General features: G+C 68.9%; 18 protein-coding genes and 1 pseudogene. 10 read left to right on the top strand and 9 right to left on the bottom strand.

The features are described 5' to 3' along the window. Window positions 1-351: 351 nt before the first annotated feature. Window positions 352-1,587, bottom strand: coding sequence for a ScoMcrA-related endonuclease (locus ACZ45E_RS31965; RefSeq protein ID WP_468227478.1), 1,236 nt, complete (start codon window positions 1,585-1,587; stop codon window positions 352-354). 333 nt (window positions 1,588-1,920) lie between these two features. Then, window positions 1,921-2,442: a restriction endonuclease gene (locus tag ACZ45E_RS31960; protein ID WP_468227475.1), complete on the bottom strand. Its 522-nt coding sequence runs from the start codon at window positions 2,440-2,442 to the stop codon at window positions 1,921-1,923. A gap of 709 nt (window positions 2,443-3,151) precedes the next feature. Here ACZ45E_RS31960 and ACZ45E_RS31955 point away from each other — a divergent pair. Beyond that, window positions 3,152-3,430 carry a hypothetical protein gene (locus tag ACZ45E_RS31955; RefSeq protein ID WP_468227472.1) on the top strand — a complete coding sequence of 93 codons (279 nt, stop codon included), beginning with the start codon at window positions 3,152-3,154 and terminating at the stop codon, window positions 3,428-3,430. 416 nt (window positions 3,431-3,846) lie between these two features. Here ACZ45E_RS31955 and ACZ45E_RS31950 read toward each other — a convergent pair whose 3' ends face one another. Further along, the gene (locus tag ACZ45E_RS31950) at window positions 3,847-4,260 is read right to left on the bottom strand and encodes a hypothetical protein (protein WP_468227470.1); all 414 of its coding nucleotides are present in this window, start codon (window positions 4,258-4,260) and stop codon (window positions 3,847-3,849) included. A gap of 100 nt (window positions 4,261-4,360) precedes the next feature. On the opposite strand from ACZ45E_RS31950, the pseudogene ACZ45E_RS31945 reads away from it, so the two are divergent. Both ACZ45E_RS31945 and ACZ45E_RS31940 read left to right on the top strand, forming a co-directional pair. Next, window positions 4,361-5,120, top strand: a pseudogene (locus tag ACZ45E_RS31945) (transposase). 644 nt (window positions 5,121-5,764) lie between these two features. Further along, entirely contained in the window at window positions 5,765-5,944 is a 180-nt protein-coding gene (locus ACZ45E_RS31940) for a hypothetical protein (RefSeq protein WP_468227467.1), read from the top strand. Between the two features lie 80 nt (window positions 5,945-6,024). Here the strand turns inward: ACZ45E_RS31940 and ACZ45E_RS31935 are convergent, their stop codons facing one another. Further along, entirely contained in the window at window positions 6,025-6,786 is a 762-nt protein-coding gene (locus tag ACZ45E_RS31935; RefSeq protein WP_468227464.1) for a phosphoglyceromutase, read from the bottom strand. Between the two features lie 135 nt (window positions 6,787-6,921). On the opposite strand from ACZ45E_RS31935, the gene ACZ45E_RS31930 reads away from it, so the two are divergent. The 4 genes from ACZ45E_RS31930 (at window position 6,922) to ACZ45E_RS31915 (ending at window position 9,639) form a co-directional block, all read left to right on the top strand. Further along, entirely contained in the window at window positions 6,922-8,196 is a 1,275-nt protein-coding gene (locus tag ACZ45E_RS31930) for an MDR family MFS transporter (RefSeq protein WP_468227461.1), read from the top strand. A gap of 37 nt (window positions 8,197-8,233) precedes the next feature. Beyond that, window positions 8,234-9,082 carry a MerR family transcriptional regulator gene (locus ACZ45E_RS31925; RefSeq protein ID WP_468227458.1) on the top strand — a complete coding sequence of 283 codons (849 nt, stop codon included), beginning with the start codon at window positions 8,234-8,236 and terminating at the stop codon, window positions 9,080-9,082. A gap of 30 nt (window positions 9,083-9,112) precedes the next feature. Then, window positions 9,113-9,379 (top strand): hypothetical protein, encoded by a 267-nt coding sequence (locus tag ACZ45E_RS31920; RefSeq protein WP_468227455.1) that lies wholly within the window; start codon window positions 9,113-9,115, stop codon window positions 9,377-9,379. Window positions 9,380-9,447: 68 nt separating this feature from the next. Beyond that, the gene (locus tag ACZ45E_RS31915; RefSeq protein WP_468227452.1) at window positions 9,448-9,639 is read left to right on the top strand and encodes a hypothetical protein; all 192 of its coding nucleotides are present in this window, start codon (window positions 9,448-9,450) and stop codon (window positions 9,637-9,639) included. A 23-nt stretch (window positions 9,640-9,662) separates the two neighbouring features. Here the strand turns inward: ACZ45E_RS31915 and ACZ45E_RS31910 are convergent, their stop codons facing one another. The 3 genes from ACZ45E_RS31910 to mshA all read right to left on the bottom strand — a co-directional run bounded on the left by ACZ45E_RS31910 (window position 9,663) and on the right by mshA (window position 13,350). After that, the gene (locus tag ACZ45E_RS31910; RefSeq protein ID WP_468227449.1) at window positions 9,663-11,333 is read right to left on the bottom strand and encodes a glycosyl hydrolase family 28-related protein; all 1,671 of its coding nucleotides are present in this window, start codon (window positions 11,331-11,333) and stop codon (window positions 9,663-9,665) included. A gap of 180 nt (window positions 11,334-11,513) precedes the next feature. Then, the gene (locus tag ACZ45E_RS31905; protein WP_468227447.1) at window positions 11,514-12,014 is read right to left on the bottom strand and encodes a type III secretion system chaperone family protein; all 501 of its coding nucleotides are present in this window, start codon (window positions 12,012-12,014) and stop codon (window positions 11,514-11,516) included. Further along, window positions 12,007-13,350, bottom strand: coding sequence for a D-inositol-3-phosphate glycosyltransferase (gene mshA, locus ACZ45E_RS31900; RefSeq protein WP_468227444.1), 1,344 nt, complete (start codon window positions 13,348-13,350; stop codon window positions 12,007-12,009). Before mshA ends, ACZ45E_RS31905 begins: the two co-directional genes overlap by 8 nt. 182 nt (window positions 13,351-13,532) lie before the next feature. Between mshA and ACZ45E_RS31895 the strand changes: the two genes are divergently transcribed. The 3 genes from ACZ45E_RS31895 (at window position 13,533) to ACZ45E_RS31885 (ending at window position 17,257) form a co-directional block, all read left to right on the top strand. After that, window positions 13,533-14,339: a class I SAM-dependent methyltransferase gene (locus ACZ45E_RS31895; RefSeq protein WP_468227441.1), complete on the top strand. Its 807-nt coding sequence runs from the start codon at window positions 13,533-13,535 to the stop codon at window positions 14,337-14,339. A 158-nt stretch (window positions 14,340-14,497) separates the two neighbouring features. Beyond that, window positions 14,498-15,607: a C40 family peptidase gene (locus ACZ45E_RS31890; RefSeq protein WP_468227439.1), complete on the top strand. Its 1,110-nt coding sequence runs from the start codon at window positions 14,498-14,500 to the stop codon at window positions 15,605-15,607. A gap of 264 nt (window positions 15,608-15,871) precedes the next feature. Beyond that, window positions 15,872-17,257 carry a PP2C family protein-serine/threonine phosphatase gene (locus tag ACZ45E_RS31885; protein WP_468227436.1) on the top strand — a complete coding sequence of 462 codons (1,386 nt, stop codon included), beginning with the start codon at window positions 15,872-15,874 and terminating at the stop codon, window positions 17,255-17,257. An 18-nt stretch (window positions 17,258-17,275) separates the two neighbouring features. Here the strand turns inward: ACZ45E_RS31885 and ACZ45E_RS31880 are convergent, their stop codons facing one another. Further along, window positions 17,276-17,611 (bottom strand): DUF2516 family protein, encoded by a 336-nt coding sequence (locus ACZ45E_RS31880; protein WP_468227649.1) that lies wholly within the window; start codon window positions 17,609-17,611, stop codon window positions 17,276-17,278. 163 nt (window positions 17,612-17,774) lie between these two features. After that, window positions 17,775-18,422, bottom strand: a complete 648-nt coding sequence (locus tag ACZ45E_RS31875; protein ID WP_468227433.1) for a hypothetical protein — start codon at window positions 18,420-18,422, stop codon at window positions 17,775-17,777. Window positions 18,423-18,434: the final 12 nt, after the last annotated feature.

Here is an 18,434-nt window from a genome sequence, read left to right as displayed (position 1 = left end):
GATCTCTTGCGCCGACCACAACCGATCGGGACTGATGAGAGCGGTAGCTTCCACGAAGCCTCCAGACGTGCCACGGCTGATCGTCGCAGGTTACTGGTCGACGCTGACTGCACTTCCCTGGCCTGTGTGGCTCGTGACATCAGCTTGGGTCTCCTAGCCCCAGTCGCCCCGCTGACCTGCGACCAAGGGCGCTGGCGCCCCTGGTGGGCCACCGCTCGACTCCCTGGTATTCCCCTTGGTTCCCCGCGCGACCTGGCACGCGTCTGGCACGACACGGCATCTGGCCCCTGGTGCGCTGTGCACGTGGTAGCGACGATTTGGACGCCAAACCGCCTATGTCATGCAACAGCGTCAGACCCCTAGGCGGAAATCTTCGATCTTTTGACGAATCACCTCACTAGGGTCGTTTCCGAAAGACCTGTCGGTCAGCATCTGCACAATGTCGGCATCAGTAAGAGCCACGATCATCTTGTCGTGTTGCACCCATTGACTCTTAATTGCATGGACTGCGGACTCCTGAGGCTCTACACGCGTCATAATCAAGGCGAATAGACCTGTTCCATGCTTAGAAAGATAATTGGCGACCTGGATGATCTCCTGCTTCTCGATCCCGCGTGTGTAATTTTTAGCGTCTGCAACTACGTAGTCTGCGAAGTATTTATCTCTGGTGAATTTCCAAAAGCCAGCGTCGGCATAATTGGGGAGGATGAAGTCTCGCCGGTTCATTTCGGCATCGTCCAAACTCTCCCATACGGGGGATTTTAAAGGGGGGCAGAACAGATATTCTGCGATGTCTCGGCAAAGGCGCTGGTAGGCCGACCAGGTAGCTCGTCCGGCAGGCATCTGCGTGAGCTTATCAATCAAGTCGAGGGCTTCGCTCTGTGGAGCGGCCTCGAAGTACTCTGGGGCGAGGAACTTGGATGCCTCGTCTTGCAGGCCCGCAGCCACCGACCTCTGAGCGATCCATGGCCCATCCCAAATTTCGATCCCGCTTTTTGCGAGTGGCTCCGTACCCTTGTTCGCCAAAATTCCAGGAGCTGCCACAACAAGGCGCTGCCTATGATCGCCATACTGTGCTGCGCGGGCAAGGCCGCCGTAATGCTTCATTTGGTTTACGACATCTTTAATGCGAAGGTTCGTCTGCGGCGATACGCGTTTGACCTCAATGATGAGCACGGCGTCCTGCGACTCAGTGATAATGTCCGCGCGAGCCCCTGGGCCCAATAGGACGTCTTGCGATACGTTCCGGTGGCCGGTCTTAGCGAGTAGCTCCATGAGGAAATGAGTGAATTCGAGCTCGCTGAAATCGGGGGCTCCCCCTTGGACTTGGAAACCAAGGCGCTCCAACCAGGTCACCGCGTGCGCCTTGCCGCCGCTGAACTCGGAGGACTTGAGAGCGCGTTCGTGGTCCCACTTGTGCGCCACTCCTGCGATCGCCTTCGCGTCATAGTCCCTGCCCTCGTGCACGAGGACGTATGTACGGGCCTTGCTGTAGCCGTACTTCGCCAGGAAGGTCTCGCGCCCCAACTCGTCGTACTCTGCCAGTGTGCTGAGTACGGACTGCCGTGTGATCGCTCCTCTGCGCATGACCGAAGAGTATGGCCGGACACTGACAGAGATGGATGTTCAGCCGATCACCTGAGGCTGCAAGGCGCAGGCGGCCACCTGGGGCGCGACGCGCTGGCTGCCCGCCTCGTGCAGGCCTTCGACACACGGTGGCGGGAAGGCCGGCAGCAGACTGCTCGTACGATCTGGCACGCTGCTGCTGCCTGACTGGCCGGTCTACTGATCAACCCTTCCGCTGACCAGCGGGACAGGAGAAGCCCACGGCTCTGGCCAGGTCAGGTGCCGTGGGCTTCTGTCGTTGTTGCGTGGTGTCGGGCGAGCTCGTACGGCCCGGGCGGATAGCTCTGTGGGACCTCAAGCCCAAAACTTGTTCCAGCGACCGGTGGTGAGGAAGCCGCGAAACGCGTCGTCGTCCATCTCTTCCACCCACTGAGGGGCTGGGTCCTGGTGCAGGAGATCACTCGGCAGCCCAGGAGCCCGCACAACGTAGCCGATGGTCGTGCCAGGGGTCTTCAGAGCGATGGTTGACACGTGGGGGTTGGAGGAACCGATAGCTCGTGACACTGCGCTGCTGGTGAACCCTTCGAAGGAGTAGAGGATGCCCCGGTCGGCCCCGATGTCCAGGAGCTTGCCAATGAATTGATCCACCAGTTGGATGTTGACCGGTCGCCCATGGCGCTTGCACTCGACGGCCACGGTCACCTCCTGGCCGACGACTGTCCCAGTTGCCAGAACGTCTATCTGGCGCTTCTTGCCGCTTAGTCGGCCAGGAACGTTCTCGTTATGGACCACCTTGGCAGAAGAGTCCAGAGTGCTCAGCATGGTGCGGACAGACTGCTCGTAGCGCAGCCACAGTGGGTTCGAAGACGACGGCATGGCCGCAAGCTAGTCCATAGGCCAACTCGAGCTCCCCGGTTCGGAACCATACGTTGCGTCCTGTCGGCCGGGTGTGGGCCCGTCGGCGGTTGGCGCAAACCACCGTGGGTTCAAACCCCACTCCACCCGCAGGTGTACTGCCCCTCGCCAGCTGAAACAGTGAGGGGCCGTCGGGCTCCGCGATGCCAGCGCCACCATGGCTCTCCGCGGTTCGCCGCTCGATGGGTCATGGACCTCTTCGTCCCGAAGCAACTTAGGTGGGGGTGTTGCCTTGGACTGGTGTGGCTCTCACCTGCACTGACGGTTCGCAGACGTCCGGGCCTGTTCGCCGCTGTTCGCCTGCGTTGTCACGCAGTTAGACACGCAACGCTCAGCGGTCAATCGCAATACGTGGCCGTTGTCAGTGCCGGCCTCTAGGTTCCCAGGCGCGCGGTCGACTTCCGAGGTTCCAGCTCTGAAGGGAACGGTCTGACTGCCAAAATGGACGTCCCTGGCAACTCTCCGCCAAGAGGGACACATGACTGATGGACCACGATCGCCCGAACCGCCATCTGGACCCCCGCCAGAAGACGACGTCGAGCGAAAGCCGCTGCGGCGGCGTGTAACTGATGCCTGGAACAAGCTTGGGCCCACCGGCAAGGCGGGGGTGATCGGGGTGGCTGCTGCCGTGGTTGGAGGCGTTATCGCTGCCGCTCACTCCTGGGCGACCGTGACCGACGACGAGGGGGAGGCCAAGGAGTCCGGCGGCATCCTTGCTGAGGTTGCCCGCATCCTTGATCAAGCCGCTGCGGAACAGGACGACAGCTCCAGTCTCAACACCCCTGCACCCCGGCCGCCCTACACCGGTGACGTAAGCGGCTACCGGCGCTTCCAGTGCCTGAACCCTCGTGGCCACGCCATCGGCAACTGCAGACATGAGTGGCGATGGGTGGACGACTACACCAAGGGCGGTGCGAAAGAAGAGGAAGAAGAGGACGCCGAGATGTAGCCGTCCCTCTCCAGGAAGGTCGTGGACAGTGGGCCAAATCCATGGTGAGGGATCTTGAACTGACCGGACCCTCCGGGTCGATGTGGCTCGTTACATCTGCATCAACCGGGACTTCCTTTTGCGCGTCCCACCGAGTTGCACCCCGACCGACGCTAGACGCCTGCTGTGGCCCGCTGGCCGCTGCACCCGCGGTAGTTGGGTCGTAGTGATGATGGCCGAGCCCTCAGCTTGGGAAGCTAAGGTGATCTCGGGCTCGCTGTGACGCTAACTTGCGGCGAAGCGGTCTTGGCGCTTGGTGGCCGTCGGCTCGGTTGCCCGTTGTCCCCCGCAGGATCTGGCACGCGTCTGGCACGGACCGTCCCGGCAGCACCAGGACCGGCGCTAAGCGCTGTCCCGTAATCCCACGAGGCTGAGGGTCATGCAGTGTCCGAGTCAGCGCCGATGGCACCGGCCGAGCGAAGCGAACGCCCGAGGTCTCCGGTAAGGATGCGGGGGTGGCGCCGCCACCACCACAGATCGGGGCCGGGCAGCCTTTGGAACTGATCGAGTGCTTGGCCGTCGTCGTCCATGGTCGCGGCCTTGTACCGGTCGTCCAGAGCTTTGATCCGCGGGGTCCAGAGCTGGACGACGTGTTCGTCCAGCAGGAGCCACGCCTCGTGCAGCCAGTTTCGGCAGTAGAGGTCGTTGGCGTATTCGTAGATGTCGTCGCCGTAGCCGCGCTCGATGACGCTCACCAGGGCAGCCCACGCGTTCACCCTGTCAGTGACCGTGAATGCCGTCCGCCAGCCGCGCTGCTGCAACAGCTCTCCAACCTCGGATTCAGTAGCCACGGACGTGAGGCTCTCATGCCGAATCCGTCCGGGCGACCGAGATGCGTCCCGCCGGCGGCTGGCGGTCCCCACGGCGTGATCAAGGCGAGACGATCTCGCCGTGATTGGTGTGATCACGGCGTCGGAGCCGTCTTGGATAGCCCCGTTCAGCGGACTGAGCCCGCGCTGTTTCGGGAAGCTGGTGACCGTGTTGCGGCGCGAGGGTGCGGATGTGGTCCGAAAGGGCCGACCTTCCGCTGGAGGACCGTGCTCTGCTGGTGGCGGCGTACTGGCGGACGAACTTGACGATGCGCCAGCTCGCCCCGCTGTTCGGGGTCTCGAAGTCGGCGGCGGACCGCATCATCGACCACCTCGGGCCGAGGCTCGCGCTCCAGCCCCGAAAGCGGTTCGCCAAGGACACCGTGCTGATCGTGGACGGCACCCTGGTGCCCACCCGCGACCACACCATCTCGGCGCAGTCGAAGAACTATCGGTACTCCACCAACCACCAGGTCGTCATCGACGCCGATACCCGCCTGGTCGTAGTGATCGGCCGGCCCTTGCCCGGAAACCGCAACGACTGCAAGGCATGGGAGGAATCCGGCGCCAAGGCCGCCGTCGGCCGGACCATGACGATCGCCGACGGCGGCTATCCCGGCACCGGACTGGTCATGCCCCACCGTCGACGCAAAGGCGAAGACCTGCCCGACTGGAAGCAAGAGCACAACAAGTCCCACAAGCAGGTCCGCGCCCGCGTTGAGCACGTCTTCGCCCGCACGAAGACCTGGAAGATCCTCCGCGACTGCCGCCTCAAAGGCGACGGAGTCCACCAAGCCATGCTCGGCATCGCCCGGATGTACAACCTCGCCCTCGCCGGATAGACGGGGCGACCACACAGCGATCGGCCCTGCCTGAGGCAACTCAGAGATCATTTACGGGACAGCCCTTAGCCTTCGACAGTCGACCCCAAACGGCGTCCGATTTGGATCCTCATATTTGAGATCCGTTTCGCAGCCCAAAAGTTAGGTTCCAAATCAAGGTTCAAATCGGCTAGGCCAAACCGACTTGGCCAAACGGATTTGGCAAAATGGATTTGACAAACCGGCTGAGGAAACCGGCTAACCAGACCTGACGCCCGGTCCACGAGGTATCGAACCCCCGCCAGCATGCCGTGTAGCAACGCGCGGAGAACAAGACGGCGCACGGTGACGCAGGTCAGCATCAGCAACACGACGCGGGCAGCGTGGATCCCGCACGAAGCGACACAGGGCGACAACAGGACTCCTGGAAAGATTGGAGAGTCTTCAAAGTCTCCGAGCATTCTTGGAGTGCTCTGACTGTCCACCATCGTGGACACTCCGTCTACGCAAGCGAACAGAGTGGCTTTTAGCTGCACGTTTGTCCGGCACGTGAGAACTATGGGAAAGTTCCAGCAGCATGCGAATGCCGCCCGTCCAGGGGCGGCATTCGCTTCCATTTCTGCGCTCAGAAACCTAGCCAGGAACCGACCACAGATGGAGGCCACATGGTCCCACGCGCAGGTGTCAGCGTCGACATCTGTCCTCGCGACTTGCCGATCGCGCTCATCGGCACAGCCGGCGGTGCACTCGCCCTCTGGGCCGAGGCTCCCGCCCAGGTCGCCGTCCCCGTGGCGCTGCTGATCGTCCTCGACATCCGGGTCCGCCGCTGGCGTCGTCGCACCTGACGGCCCAGAGACGGCCCAGCCCCACCAAAAAGCCCCCGCCCCGCGAAGAACTCGCAGGTCGGGGGCTTACCGGTGTCGCGTTACTTCTTCTTGCCCTGGTTCTTGACCGCCTCGATCGCCGCCGCGGCCGCGTCCGGGTCGAGGTACGTGCCGCCCGGCTTCACCGGCTTGAACTCGGCGTCGAGTTCGTAGGAGAGCGGGATGCCCGTCGGGATGTTCAGGCCCGCGATGTCCTCGTCGGAGATGCCGTCGAGGTGCTTGACGAGGGCGCGCAGGCTGTTGCCGTGGGCGGCGACGAGGACCGTGCGGCCCGTCAGGAGGTCCGGGACGATGCCGTCGAACCAGTACGGGAGCATGCGGACGACGACGTCCTTGAGGCACTCCGTCTGCGGGCGCAGCTCCGGCGGGAGCGTCGCGTAGCGCGGGTCGGAGAACTGCGAGTACTCCGCGTCGCGGTCGAGCGGCGGCGGCGGGGTGTCGTAGGAGCGGCGCCACAGCATGAACTGCTCCTCGCCGAACTCGGCGAGGGTCTGCGCCTTGTCCTTGCCCTGGAGGGCGCCGTAGTGGCGCTCGTTCAGGCGCCACGAGCGGTGGACGGGGATCCAGTGGCGGTCGGCGGACTCCAGCGCCAGCTGCGCCGTGCGGATCGCGCGCTTCTGGAGCGAGGTGTGGACCACGTCCGGGAGCAGGCCGGCGTCCTTCAGCAGCTCACCGCCGCGGATCGCCTCCTTCTCGCCCTTCTCGTTCAGGTTGACGTCCACCCAGCCGGTGAACAGGTTCTTCGCGTTCCATTCGCTCTCGCCGTGGCGGAGGAGGATCAGCTTGTACGGTGCGTCGGCCATGGGGCCAAGACTAATCGGCCCGCTTGGTCCGTGCCGATTGACGGTCCCCGTCAATTCAATGGCACGCGCGCGTACCCGGGTCGTAAGTTACGGAAACCTGCTGCGCCGCTTACATCACACCCGGGGGATGCACCCATGTCAGTCGCCTCGCTCAGACGTGCCACCAAGGAGTCCGTCGCCGGGCTCCCGCGCGAGTTCTGGTGGCTGTGGACCAGCACCCTGGTGAACCGGCTCGGCGGCTTCGTCCTCACCTTCCTCGCCCTCTACCTGACGGCGCAGCGCGACTTCTCGGCCGCGTACGCCGGTCTCGTCGCCTCGCTGATCGGGCTCGGCGGCGTCATCGCCTCGATGCTGGGCGGGGTCCTCGCCGACCGGCTCGGGCGTCGGCCGACGCTGCTCGGCGCGCAGCTCGCCACCGCCGTGACCGTCGCCGTCCTCGCCTTCGTCCGCGACCCCGTGCCGATCGCCCTGACCGGCTTCGCGCTCGGCCTCGCCTCGAACGCGTCGCGGCCCGCGATCCAGGCGATGATGGCCGACATCGTGCGCCCCGAGGACCGGGTGCGGGCCTTCTCCCTCAACTACTGGGCGATCAACCTGGGCTTCGCCGTCTCCTCCGTGTACGCCGGTTTCCTCGTCGCCCACAGCTACACCCTCGGCTTCCTCGTCGAGGCCGTCATGACGCTGGCCTGCGCCTGCGTCGTCTTCGTGAAGGTGAAGGAGTCGCGGCCCGAGCGCACCGTCGTGCCCGGCGCCGTCCAGCGGCCCACCGTCACCATGGGGACCGTGCTGCGCGACGGGCGCTTCATGCTCATGGTGGGGCTCTCCTTCCTCGTCGCCGTCGTGTTCACGCAGAGCTCGGTCGGGCTGCCGATCGTCATGGGCCAGGAAGGGTTCTCCAGCGCGGACGTCGGTCTCGTCGCCGCCGTCAACGGCGTCATCATCGTGGCCCTCCAGATCCCGCTGACCCGCTTCATCGAACGCCGCGACCCCGGCCGCCTGTTGACCGTCTCCTCGCTCTTCATCGGCTACGGCTTCGCCCTCACCGCGTTCGCCGGGTCGCTGGCCACGTACGCGCTGACCGTCGCGGTGTGGACGCTGGGCGAGATGGTCAACGCGCCGACCCAGTCCGGCCTCGTCGCCCGCCTCGCCCCCGCCGAGGGCCGAGGCCGCTACCAGGGCGTCTACACGACCTCGTGGTCCGCCGCGGCCCTGGTCGCCCCGCTGGCCGGCGGCTGGGTGATCGACTCCGCGGGCGCGCGGTGGCTGTGGGCGGGGTGCGCGGTCCTCGGCACGGTGACCGCGGCCGGGTACTGGGCGCTGATGCGCGGGCTGTCCGAGCGGGAGCCTGCGGTCGTGCGGGTCCCCGTCGCCGAGCCCGCCCCCGTCGACTCCGTGAGCCGGGTCGCTTGACCCTCACACCGTGTCAGGCGCTGAACTCGGAGACACCATGTTCACCATCGGAGACTTCGCCCGGCACGGCCGCGTATCGGTCCGGATGCTGCGTCACTACGACGCCACCGGCCTGCTGCGCCCGGCTCATGTCGACCCCGCCACCGGTTACCGCCACTACACCGCCGCCCAGTTGGCCCGCCTGAACCGGGTCATCGCGCTCAAGGACCTCGGCTTCAGCCTCCAGCAGGTGCGGGACATCGTGGACGGGAAGGTCACCACGGAGGAGCTGCGCGGCATGCTGCGGCTGCGACGCGCCGAGCTGGAGAGTGCCGTGGCCGCCGCGGGGGCCAGGCTGGTGCAGGTCGAGGCGAGGCTCCGGGCCATCGAGAGCGAGGGGCACATGCCCACGAACGACATCGTCATCAAGAGCGTTCCCGCCGTGCGGGTCGCGGAGCTGACCGCGACGGCCGCGAGTTTCGAACCCGGGGCCATCGGCCCCGTCATCGGCCCCCTCTACATCGAGCTCTTCCGGCGCCTGGACGAGGCGGGCATCACCCCCTCGGGGCCGGGGGTCGCCTCCTACGAGGACGCCCCGGAGGGCGACGGTCGGATCACCGTCCACGCCGCGGTGCAGGTCCCGGCCTCCACCGCCGCCCCCACCGAGGAAGGCGCCCTCCACGAGAGCGCCCTCCGGGTCGTCGACCTGCCGCCCTTCGCCCAGGCGGCGACCATCGTGCACCGCGGCCCGATGGACACCGTGCTGCCCACGGCGCAGAGCCTGGCCCGCTGGATCGACGCCAACGGCTACCGGTCGGCCGGGTACCCGCGCGAGGTCAACCTGGAGTGCCCGGAGAACCGTGACGACTGGGTGACGGAACTCCAGGCCCCCGTGGCCCGGGCTTGACGCTACGCTCCGACGGGTACGGGACCGTACATGTCCGACGTCTCCAGGACCGACGAACCGCCCAGAACGCTCGTGGACGGGGTCGAGGTGTCCGTGCCCAACAGCATTCCGGCGATCCGGGCGGCGCTGCCGCCGCGGCGCCGCACGGAGTTCGACCGGGCCATCAACGGGGCCGGGGTGGGCGAGATCCACGCCGTCATGCGGCACTGGATGCTGGAGGCCGTGCCCGATCCCGAGGCCGAGGCGATCCTCGCCCGGCTGGCCCGGGACGAGGCGGAGAGGCGGGGCCCGGCTTGAGCCGTCGCCGCAGGCGCAGCCCCTGCCGTATCGCGTATGCCCCGCCGGCCGACGACACCCTGGCCAAGATGGCGGACCCGGACGGTTTCCGTGCCGAGATGGGCCGCACTCTCGCCCACGACCCGTACGGGCACGGCTCCACCTCGGTGACCGGTGAGCGTGATCGCCGCGAGGCGACGGTCGGCGGGGCGATCGTCCTCTACTACGTCTCGGGGACCGTGCTCACCGTGACCGTCGTGCGGATGGTCGCCCTCGGGTAGCGGACAGCGGGGCCGGACGGGGCTCAGCGCAGGGCGCGTTGGGCCTCGTACAGGTTGACCGGGCGGACCGCGTCCGTCGTTCCGTACAGCTCCAGGCGGGAGTTGAGGGCGCCGGTGAAGTCCGGGACGTCGATCTGCCCGAACTCGCGGACCGTGTTGACGGCGACCGTCGCGCTCCACGGCGCGAGCCCGTCGATCTTCATCAGCCCCGCCCGCTCGTTGGTGACCCTGATGTTCCAGTGGGTGAAGCGCGCGCCGAACAGCGGTCCCGCGGAGGCGTCGCCGCCGTGCTGTCCGGTGTTGTCGACCGTGATGTCCGTGCGGACGTTGGCGAACGGCATGCCGCGGTGCGAGTCGAAGGTGCCCATCGCCATCCGGCCGCGTGACCAGACGTTGTACGAGGACAGCCCCTCCACGTTGATGCCGTGCAGCTGCGTGCCCGCGGGCGCGGCGACCGTGCGCGCCTCGATCGTGAAGTCCTCGACCAGGTTGTCGTGCGAGCCCTCGCGGCAGTAGTACGGGTGGTGCGCGCCGCGACCGCCGACGCTGGTGCGGCGCAGCGTCGAGGCGGAGGCGGCGACGAACCCGAAGCCGTTGTCGACGTTCCGGACGGCGACGTCGTCGACCCAGCAGTCGTACGTGCATTGCAGCGCGACGCCGTTGTAGCCCTTGTCGAGGAGGTGCGGCGACTGCGGGGTCTCGACCGCTTCGAGCGTCAGGCCCTCGACCCCCGCGCCGGTCAGCGCGGTGACGTGGGTGGTGATCCGCGGGTCCCATTCGGGGCGTACGTCGAGGGGCAGCGGGCGTTCGAAGGTGACCCGGTTCCGCCGTACCGAGGCGATGCGCACCGGCCACTCGTAGGGAACGTAGGAGGTGAGTTTGGTCTTGTCGTCCCAGAAGTAGGACTCGGGGCCGGGGCCGCCGCCCGCCATGTGTTCCAGGAGCGTGTGGTCCGCGTCGTCGGCGAGGCGCAGCAGGACCAGGTCACCCGGGTGGAGCCGGCGGGCGTCGGCGACGGTGACGGACCAGGAGCCGCGTGCGGCAGGGTCGACCGTGGTCAGGGTCCGCCATGCGTCGCGCTTGTTGCCGGTCCAGCCCTCGAACGGCCAGGCTTTCGCCCTGATCGCGTCCGTGAGCGTCCGGAACCGCTCCTCCGGGCAGAGCCAGATCAGGCCGCCCGCCCAGGACCAGGACGATTTGTCGCCGCCGTAGCGGGAGCCGTAGACGCCGATGAGTTCGGTGAGGTTCTTGGTGGCGTACAGCTTGGTGCGGCCGCTGCCCGCGCCCTTGAGCACCACGTCGTCGTGGCCGATGTGGATCAGGTCGTCGACGCGGTACGTGCCCGGACGCAGGAGCACCGTGCCTCCGCCGGCCTTTCCGGCGGCGGCGAGGGCACGGTTGATCGCGGGGGCGCTGTCGGTCGTGCCGTCGGCGACCGCGCCGTAGGACTCGGCCCGCAGGACGCGCCGCGGGCGGTCGAAGTGGCCGCGGCCCGTGCGGTGTCCGGCGCGGCCGACGTACGGGATCTGGGGATGCGTGAAGGGGGCTCTGGTGAACTCCCGCCAGATGCCCGGGACGTGGCCGGCGCCGGCGTGCGCGGCCGCGCTTCCCGCTCCGGTTCCGGTTCCGGTCACGGCGGTGGCCGCCACCGCGATCGCCCCGCCCAACACGCCGCGTCTACTGAGGTCCCGCACCGCTGCCACCCTTCACCGACGTACGAGTATGGCCACGTACATGTACGTGAACGATGTTCACGTGAGTGCCGGGCGCGAGCATGCCACGGCGACCGCGTGCACGGAAGAGGTCGCGACACGGCGAGTTGTATGGGCAATACGGGGGCTACGCGGGGCTGCTGCCCTCTCCGGCCGCTCCGACTACTTGGCGGGGCGCTCGATCAGATGCGTGAACGCGTCCAGGTTGCGCGTGGACTCGCCGCGCGCGACCCGCCACTCGTACTCCTTGCGGATCGCGCTCGCGAAACCCAGCTCCAGGAGAGTGTTGAACGCCCCGTCGGCCGCTTCGAGGACCGAGCCGAGCAGCCGGTCGAGCTCGTCGGGTGTGACGGCGGCCAGCGGGAGCTTGCCGGTGAGGTAGATGTCGCCGAGCGGGTCGACCGCGTAACTCACGCCGTACAGGCGCAGATTGCGCTCCAGGAGCCAGCGGTGGACCGCGCCCTCGTTCTCGTCCGGGTGCCGGATCACGAAGGCGTTCAGGGACAGACTGTGGCGGCCCAGGCGCAGCGAGAGCGTCGTGGAGAGCTTGCGTGTGCCCGGCAGGGTGACCACGTACGAGCCCGCCTGGGGGCACTCCCACGCCAGCTCGGCGTCCTTGAGCGCAGCCTCGACGATCTCCGCGGCCTTGAGGTGGTCAGCCATGGTGCGAGGGTACGTGACGGCGGTGTTCCAGCATGGCCGCGGTGTACACGTCGGCCGTCGCCGAGGCCGCCGTGTCCCAGCCGAAGTGCTGGGCGTGCCGGGCCGCGGCGCCGCCCAGGCTGTCCACAAGGTGGGGATGGTCGGCGAACTCCCGCAGCACGCGCGCGTAGTGCGCGGGTTCGTGACCGTCGACGAGGAAGCCGGTCTCCTCGTGCCGCACGGCCACGGGGAGACCGCCCACCGACGCGGCGAGGACGGGCGTCCCCGCGGCCTGCGCCTCTATGGCGACGAGCCCGAAGGACTCGCTGTAGGACGGCATCACCAGGAGGGACGCGGCGCGGAACCAGTCGGCGAGCTGGTCCTGGCCGACCGGCGGGTGGAAACGGACGACGTCGGCGATGCCGAGCCGGGCCGCGAGCTTCTGCAGGGCGGCGGGCTTGGCAAGGCCGCTGCCGCTCGGGCCGCCGACCACCGGCACGACGAGCCGCGCGCGCAGCTCGGGCCGCTCGTCGAGGAGTACGGCGACGGCCCTGAGCAGGATGTCGGGGGCCTTCAGCGGCTGGATGCGGCCGGCGAAGAGCGGCACGAGGGCGTCCTGCGGCAGGCCGAGCCTGGCCCGGGCGGCGGCGCGGCCGTCACCGGGGCGGAAGCGCTCCAGGTTCACGCCCGGGTGCACGACGGCGACCTTGCCGGGGTCGGCCTCGTAGTGGCGGACCAGCTCGTCGGCCTCCTCGGCGGTGTTGGCGATGAGCCGGTCGGCGGCGCGCACGATCTGGGTCTCGCCGATGACGCGGGCCGGGGGCTCGGGGGTGTCGCCCTCGGCGAGAGCCGCGTTCTTGACCTTGGCCATGGTGTGCATGGCGTGCACCAGCGGCACGCCCCAGCGCTCGGCGGCCAGCCAGCCGACGTGCCCGGACAGCCAGTAGTGCGAGTGCACGAGGTCGTAGTGGCCGGGGCGGTGGCCGGCCCACGCCTGCATCACGCCATGGGTGAAGGCGCACAGCTGGGCCGGCAGCTCCTCCTTGGCGAGGCCCTCGTAGGGCCCCGCGTCCACGTGGCGGACCAGGACGCCGGGGGCGAGCTCGACCTCGGGGGGCAGGCCGCCGGTGGTGGCGCGGGTGAAGATCTCGACCTCGACGTTGATCGCGGCGAGGCGCTTGGCCAGCTCCACGATGTAGACGTTCATGCCGCCCGCGTCGCCCGTGCCGGGCTGGTGCAGCGGTGAGGTGTGCACGCTGAGCATGGCGATGCGGCGGGGCCGCCGGGAGCCGCCGGAGAACCTCAGCCGGGCCGGAGCACCCCCGGAACGGCGGAACCTGGTCACGTACTGGCTCACGTGGCGGGCCCTCCTCGGTGGGGCGTACTGCTGGCGGTACTGCGGGCACGGCGCGGAGAGGGCAGAAGCCCCGTCCAAGGGCGGCAACGCCGGAGCCCGCTCCTCCATTTCCAGTTTGCCGAATCATTACCGTCCGGGCCTCAACCAAAGCGCCTCCGCGCGCAGCGCATACCCTCGTAGCCATGAGCCCGCGTACCCCTTCCCGTCCCGTGGGAACAGTGACGCGAGGAACCACCAACCCCAACCGGCTGCGCCGCATGGACCGCTGGATCGCCGCCACGCACGGGGCCGCACTGCGCCGCGCCGCCGACCCGGTCGCCGTCGACCTCGGCTACGGGGCGGCGCCCTGGACGGCTGTGGAGCTGCTCGCCCGGTTGCGTGAAACCGCACCCCACGCGCGCGTGGTCGGCATCGAGATCGATCCGGCGCGGGTCGCGGCCGCCGAGCCGTACGCGAGGGACGGGCTCACCTTCCGGCACGGCGGCTTCGAGCTGCCCCTCTCGGCACCGCCCCTGCTGATCCGCGCCGCGAACGTGCTGCGCCAGTACGACGAGGAACAGGTCGCCGGGGTCTGGGAGCGGCTGTGCGGGCGGCTCGCACTGGGCGGCCTGCTGGTGGAAGGCACCTGCGACGAGATCGGGCGGCGGCACGTGTGGGTGGCGCTGGGCCCCGAAGGCCCGCGCACGGTGACGTTCGCGACCCGGCTCGGCTCCCTGCACACCCCCTCCGACCTGGCCGAGCGGCTGCCCAAGGCGCTGATCCACCGCAATGTCCCCGGCGAGCCGGTCCACGCGTTCCTGCGGGACTTCGACCGGGCCTGGGCGGCGGCCGCGCCCTACGCCTCGTACGGGGCACGACAGCGCTGGATCCGTACGGCGCGGGCCCTGTCGGGGGACTGGCCGGTGGTCGACGGGTCCACCAGGTGGCGGCAGGGTGAACTGACCGTGACCTGGGCGGCATTGGCGCCGCGCGCACCGTTCACCGGCTGATCGGCGACTGCTCACCGGTCCAGGGGAACGATCACGGCGGGCCGTTCGTCACACGGTGCGGGGTCTGTCGCATTCGGCGCTCACGTGGCACCATCCCCGGAGCGCACGCATGTTACTGACGGTAAATCAGGTTTGTCGCGGCTGTGGGGGCATAGCGGATGAGCAAGCGGAGTACGTGGACGATGTCGGCCGTGGCGCTGGTGTGCGCCGTGACCGTGCTGACGGCGCCCGGCGCGGCCTACGCCGCGCCCTCCCCCAAGCCGTCCTCCCCGAGCGGCCAAGGCAGCCCTTCGGCCTCCGGCGCCGCCGCATCCGCGCCGAGCGCCGCCGAGACGCGTGACCTGGAAGCCGTCCGCAAGAAGATCGACAAGCTGTACCACGACGCGGCGGTCGCCACCGACGAGTACAACGCGGCGGAGGAGAAGGCCGACAAGCAGTCCGTCGAGATCGTGAAGCTGGCCCAGAAGATCGCGGCGGGCCAGAAGAAGCTGAAGCGGCTCAAGGGTGGCGCGGGCGCGGCGGCCCGCGAGCAGTACCGCTCGGGCGGGGTGCCGCGCGAGGCCCGGTTCATGCTCTCCGGCGACCCGCAGCAGTTCCTCGACAACGCGGGCCGGATGTACCAGGGCCAGCAGGCCACGAAGAACCTGCTGTCCGAGCTGGGCCGGACGCAGAAGGACCTCGCCGAGTACGCCGAGGACGCCTCGGCCAAGTGGAAGGACCTGGAGGAGGGCCGCAAGAAGAAGGCCGCCGCCAAGAAGAAGGTCGAGAAGCAGATCAAGGAAGCGCAGTCCCTGGAGAGCAGGCTCGAGAAGAAGGAGCGCGAGCGGCTCCAGAAGCTGGAGGAGGAGGCCGAGCAGAAGGCGCAGACGGACTGGCTCTCCTCGGGCGTCCTGAAGGAGATCGGCGGCAAGGCGACGAAGTCCGGCAAGGCGGCCGTCGAGTTCGCCACCGCCCAGCTGGGCAAGCCGTACGTGTGGGGCGCCGAGGGCCCGAAGTCGTACGACTGCTCGGGGCTGACCTCGCAGGCGTGGGCGGCGGCCGGCAAGCCGATCCCGCGTACGTCGCAGGAGCAGTGGAAGCAGCTCAAGCACATCGGCGTCGGGGACATGCGCCCCGGCGACCTGATCATCTACCACGACGACGCCAGCCACGTCGGGATGTACATAGGGGACGGCGCGATCATCCACGCGCCCCGCCCGGGGCGGAACGTGACGGTCGCCGGGGCCGGTTCCATGGCGATACTCGGGGTCGTGCGGCCGGACGCGTGAGCCGCCCCGACGGCGGTGACCTGGCACACGTGACCCATCGCACTCGCCCCGTCGCGGTTCCGGCGGCCCGGCGTGATGTTCGTCATCCCCCAGCGGCCCGCCCGGGGCCCTCACCTGCCCAATTCCGGTACTGGTTGCGGCATATGACGCTGGCCGTTTGCCGCTCACCATTCCGTTGAAGCGCCGGGTACCGCTAAGGTCCCCGTCTGGTGGACGAGGACCTTCGTCCCACCGCGCCCTCGGGGGAGGGAAGGAAACCGAGCGATGCCCGTACCCGTACCGCGGCAGAGAGCCATCCCCGCCGTGGAAGGTGGTCAGGCTCACGCTGCGCCGACTGCACCCACCACACCGACCGCGTCGGCCACGCCGACCGCACCGAATACAGCGAATACACCGAATACACCGCGCACGCCGTCGGCGGAGCCGCACCACCGTCCGGCCGCGCCGCCGACCCGTCCGGCCTCGCCGACGGCCGGCTCCTCGACCCTGACGCTGCTTGTCATCGAGGACGACCCGGCCGGGTCGTTCAGCATCCCCGAGATGCCGGACGCCGCGGGCAGGCCGATCCGGGTGCGCACCGCCCGCAACCTCACCGAGGCCGAGCGGCTGCTCACCCATGACGTGAACTGCGTGCTGCTCGACCTCGCGCTGCCCGGGCCGAAGGCCGACGCCGACGCGGGCACCGACGAGCTGGAGACGCTCCGACACGTACTGCGCCTCGCGCCCCGGCACGCCGTGCTCGCCCTGACCACGTCGGGCGACGCCGAGCGCGCCGCCGAGGCGGTACGCGTCGGCGCCCAGGACTACCTGTTCCGCGACGAGCTGGACGCGCGCCTCCTCGGCCGCGCCGTCCGCTACGCCGTCGAGCGCAAGCGCGCCGACATCGCCCAGCGCAAGCTGACCGAGTCCCGGATCCGCGCCCAGGAGAACGCCCGTCTGGAGCGCGGCCTGCTGCCGACCCCGCTGCTGGACGGCTCGCCCCTGCGGTTCGCGGCGCGCTACCGGCCCGGCCGCTCCCGCGCGCTGCTCGGCGGCGACTTCTACGACACGGTGCGCACCCCCGACGGCACGGTCCACGCGATGATCGGCGACGTCTGCGGGCACGGCCCGGACGAGGCGGCGCTCGGCGTCGAACTGCGCATCGCCTGGCGGGCGTTGACCTTCGCGGGTCTGTGCGGCGACGAGCTCCTCTCCACGCTCCAGCAGGTCCTGGAGCACGAGCGGGAGAGCGACGAGATCTTCGCGACCCTGTGCACGGTGGACATATCGCCGGACGGCCGCCGCGCGGGCCTGTGCCTGGCGGGCCACCCGTCGCCGCTGATCGCGAGCCCGGAACGGCAGGCGACGCTGCTCCCGTACGAGAACGGCGGACCGGCTCTCGGACTGCTGCCGAAGGCCCGCTGGCCGCGTACGCAGGTGGAGTTGGGGGCGTCCTGGAGCCTCATGCTCTACACGGACGGCCTGATCGAGGGCCGGGTCGGCGAGGGCAACCAGCGCCTGGGCCAGGAGGGCATGCTGGAGCTGATCCGCCGCCGGCGGGCCGATGGCCTGCGCGGCGAGGAGCTGCTGGAAGCGGCCATGAACGAGGTCCGTGACCTCAACGGCGGCGACCTCACCGACGACGTGGCGATCCTGCTCCTGGACCGCTGAGGAAGGGCGGCGCGGAGATCAGCGCCCGCCGTTGTACGGACCGTACGGTCCGTCGCTGCTGGAACCGCGCCCCTTGCGGCCCCCGCCACCGGAGATCTGCCGGACGGCGGGCCGCACGTCCACCATGTACACGATGGTCGCGACGAGCCCGATGATCGGCAGGAACGACAGGATCGGGAAGAGCAGGTCCACGACGAACGCGATACCGAGGACGATCAGCCAGAACGGCTTGGTCTTCTTGTCCGCGGCCCGGTAGGCGTCCTCACGCCGGACCGCGGCGTCGATGAGCGCGAAGCCGCTGAAGACGATCAACGCCATGCTCAGCAGCCACATGAGATTGGCGAACCCCTGCATCAGCACAACGCCACCACCAAAATCGTCTTCCTGAACGGTCCTACGGATCTGCGGTCACCGTACCCGCCCAACGAGCCGGGCACGCGGTACGTGCCCGGCTCGTGATGCGGGTGATGCACCCCTTCGGTCGGCCTGCCGGTCCGCCCGGCCTGCCCGGCGGGGGCTACTTCTCGGGCGCCGCGGAGTCCGTCGAGGCCGTCGGAGCGGTCGAGGCCGTCGGAGCGGTCGTGTCCGCCGAGTCCGTGCTCGGCTTGGCGGCGGTCGTCTTCTTGACCGGCGCCTTCTTGGCGGCGGCGGGCTTCTTCGCGGTGGCGGACCTCTCCCCGGCCGGGGCGGCGGCCGCGGGCTGGGGCTCGGGGTCCGGCTCGACGGCCACGGCGATCTCGTTGATCTCCTCGGCGGCCTCGCCGCGCCACGCCTTCACGGTCTCCTCGCCGCGCTCGGCGACCTTCTCGTAGGCCTCACGGGCCTTGACGGCGGCTTCGGCGGCCAGGCCGACACCGCGCAGGGCGAAGTCCTGGGCGCTCTCGCCGAACTTCTTGAAATCGCTGTCGAGGGCCGCGACGAGCTCGGTCACCTTCGCGGTGACCGTCGCCTGGGCCTCCTTGGCCCGTGCGGTCGCCTTGTCCTGCACGTCCTTGGGGTCGGTGTTGCGCACGGCCTCGAAGCGCGCGGGCGCCTCGGCCCGCAGCTGCTCGACAAGCCCCGGCACCTTCTTGGCCTGCTGGAACGCCAACTCGGCGGTACCGGCGGCGAAGTAGAGCGGGGTCGGGTCGGAGAAGGTCTTGCGCAGGTCGTCCTTGATGGCCATGGCGTGGTCCTC

The sequence above is a fragment of the Streptomyces sp. NPDC030991 genome, assembly GCF_055571235.1.
This window is presented reverse-complemented; position numbering and strand designations above follow the sequence as displayed.

Bases quoted from the DNA above. Each gene is read 5' to 3' on its own strand.
- ACZ45E_RS31905 (WP_468227447.1), bottom strand. From the start codon at position 12,014: ATGGCTGACCACCTCAAGGCCGCGGAGATCGTCGAGGCTGCGCTCAAG.
- ACZ45E_RS31965 (WP_468227478.1), bottom strand. From the start codon at position 1,587: ATGCGCAGAGGAGCGATCACACGGCAGTCCGTACTCAGCACACTGGCA.
- ACZ45E_RS31890 (WP_468227439.1), top strand. From the start codon at position 14,498: ATGAGCAAGCGGAGTACGTGGACGATGTCGGCCGTGGCGCTGGTGTGC.
- ACZ45E_RS31875 (WP_468227433.1), bottom strand. From the start codon at position 18,422: ATGGCCATCAAGGACGACCTGCGCAAGACCTTCTCCGACCCGACCCCG.
- ACZ45E_RS31885 (WP_468227436.1), top strand. From the start codon at position 15,872: ATGCCCGTACCCGTACCGCGGCAGAGAGCCATCCCCGCCGTGGAAGGT.
- ACZ45E_RS31880 (WP_468227649.1), bottom strand. From the start codon at position 17,611: ATGCAGGGGTTCGCCAATCTCATGTGGCTGCTGAGCATGGCGTTGATC.
- ACZ45E_RS31895 (WP_468227441.1), top strand. From the start codon at position 13,533: ATGAGCCCGCGTACCCCTTCCCGTCCCGTGGGAACAGTGACGCGAGGA.
- ACZ45E_RS31915 (WP_468227452.1), top strand. From the start codon at position 9,448: ATGGCGGACCCGGACGGTTTCCGTGCCGAGATGGGCCGCACTCTCGCC.
- ACZ45E_RS31935 (WP_468227464.1), bottom strand. From the start codon at position 6,786: ATGGCCGACGCACCGTACAAGCTGATCCTCCTCCGCCACGGCGAGAGC.
- ACZ45E_RS31940 (WP_468227467.1), top strand. From the start codon at position 5,765: ATGGTCCCACGCGCAGGTGTCAGCGTCGACATCTGTCCTCGCGACTTG.
- ACZ45E_RS31925 (WP_468227458.1), top strand. From the start codon at position 8,234: ATGTTCACCATCGGAGACTTCGCCCGGCACGGCCGCGTATCGGTCCGG.
- ACZ45E_RS31930 (WP_468227461.1), top strand. From the start codon at position 6,922: ATGTCAGTCGCCTCGCTCAGACGTGCCACCAAGGAGTCCGTCGCCGGG.
- ACZ45E_RS31960 (WP_468227475.1), bottom strand. From the start codon at position 2,442: ATGCCGTCGTCTTCGAACCCACTGTGGCTGCGCTACGAGCAGTCTGTC.
- ACZ45E_RS31920 (WP_468227455.1), top strand. From the start codon at position 9,113: ATGTCCGACGTCTCCAGGACCGACGAACCGCCCAGAACGCTCGTGGAC.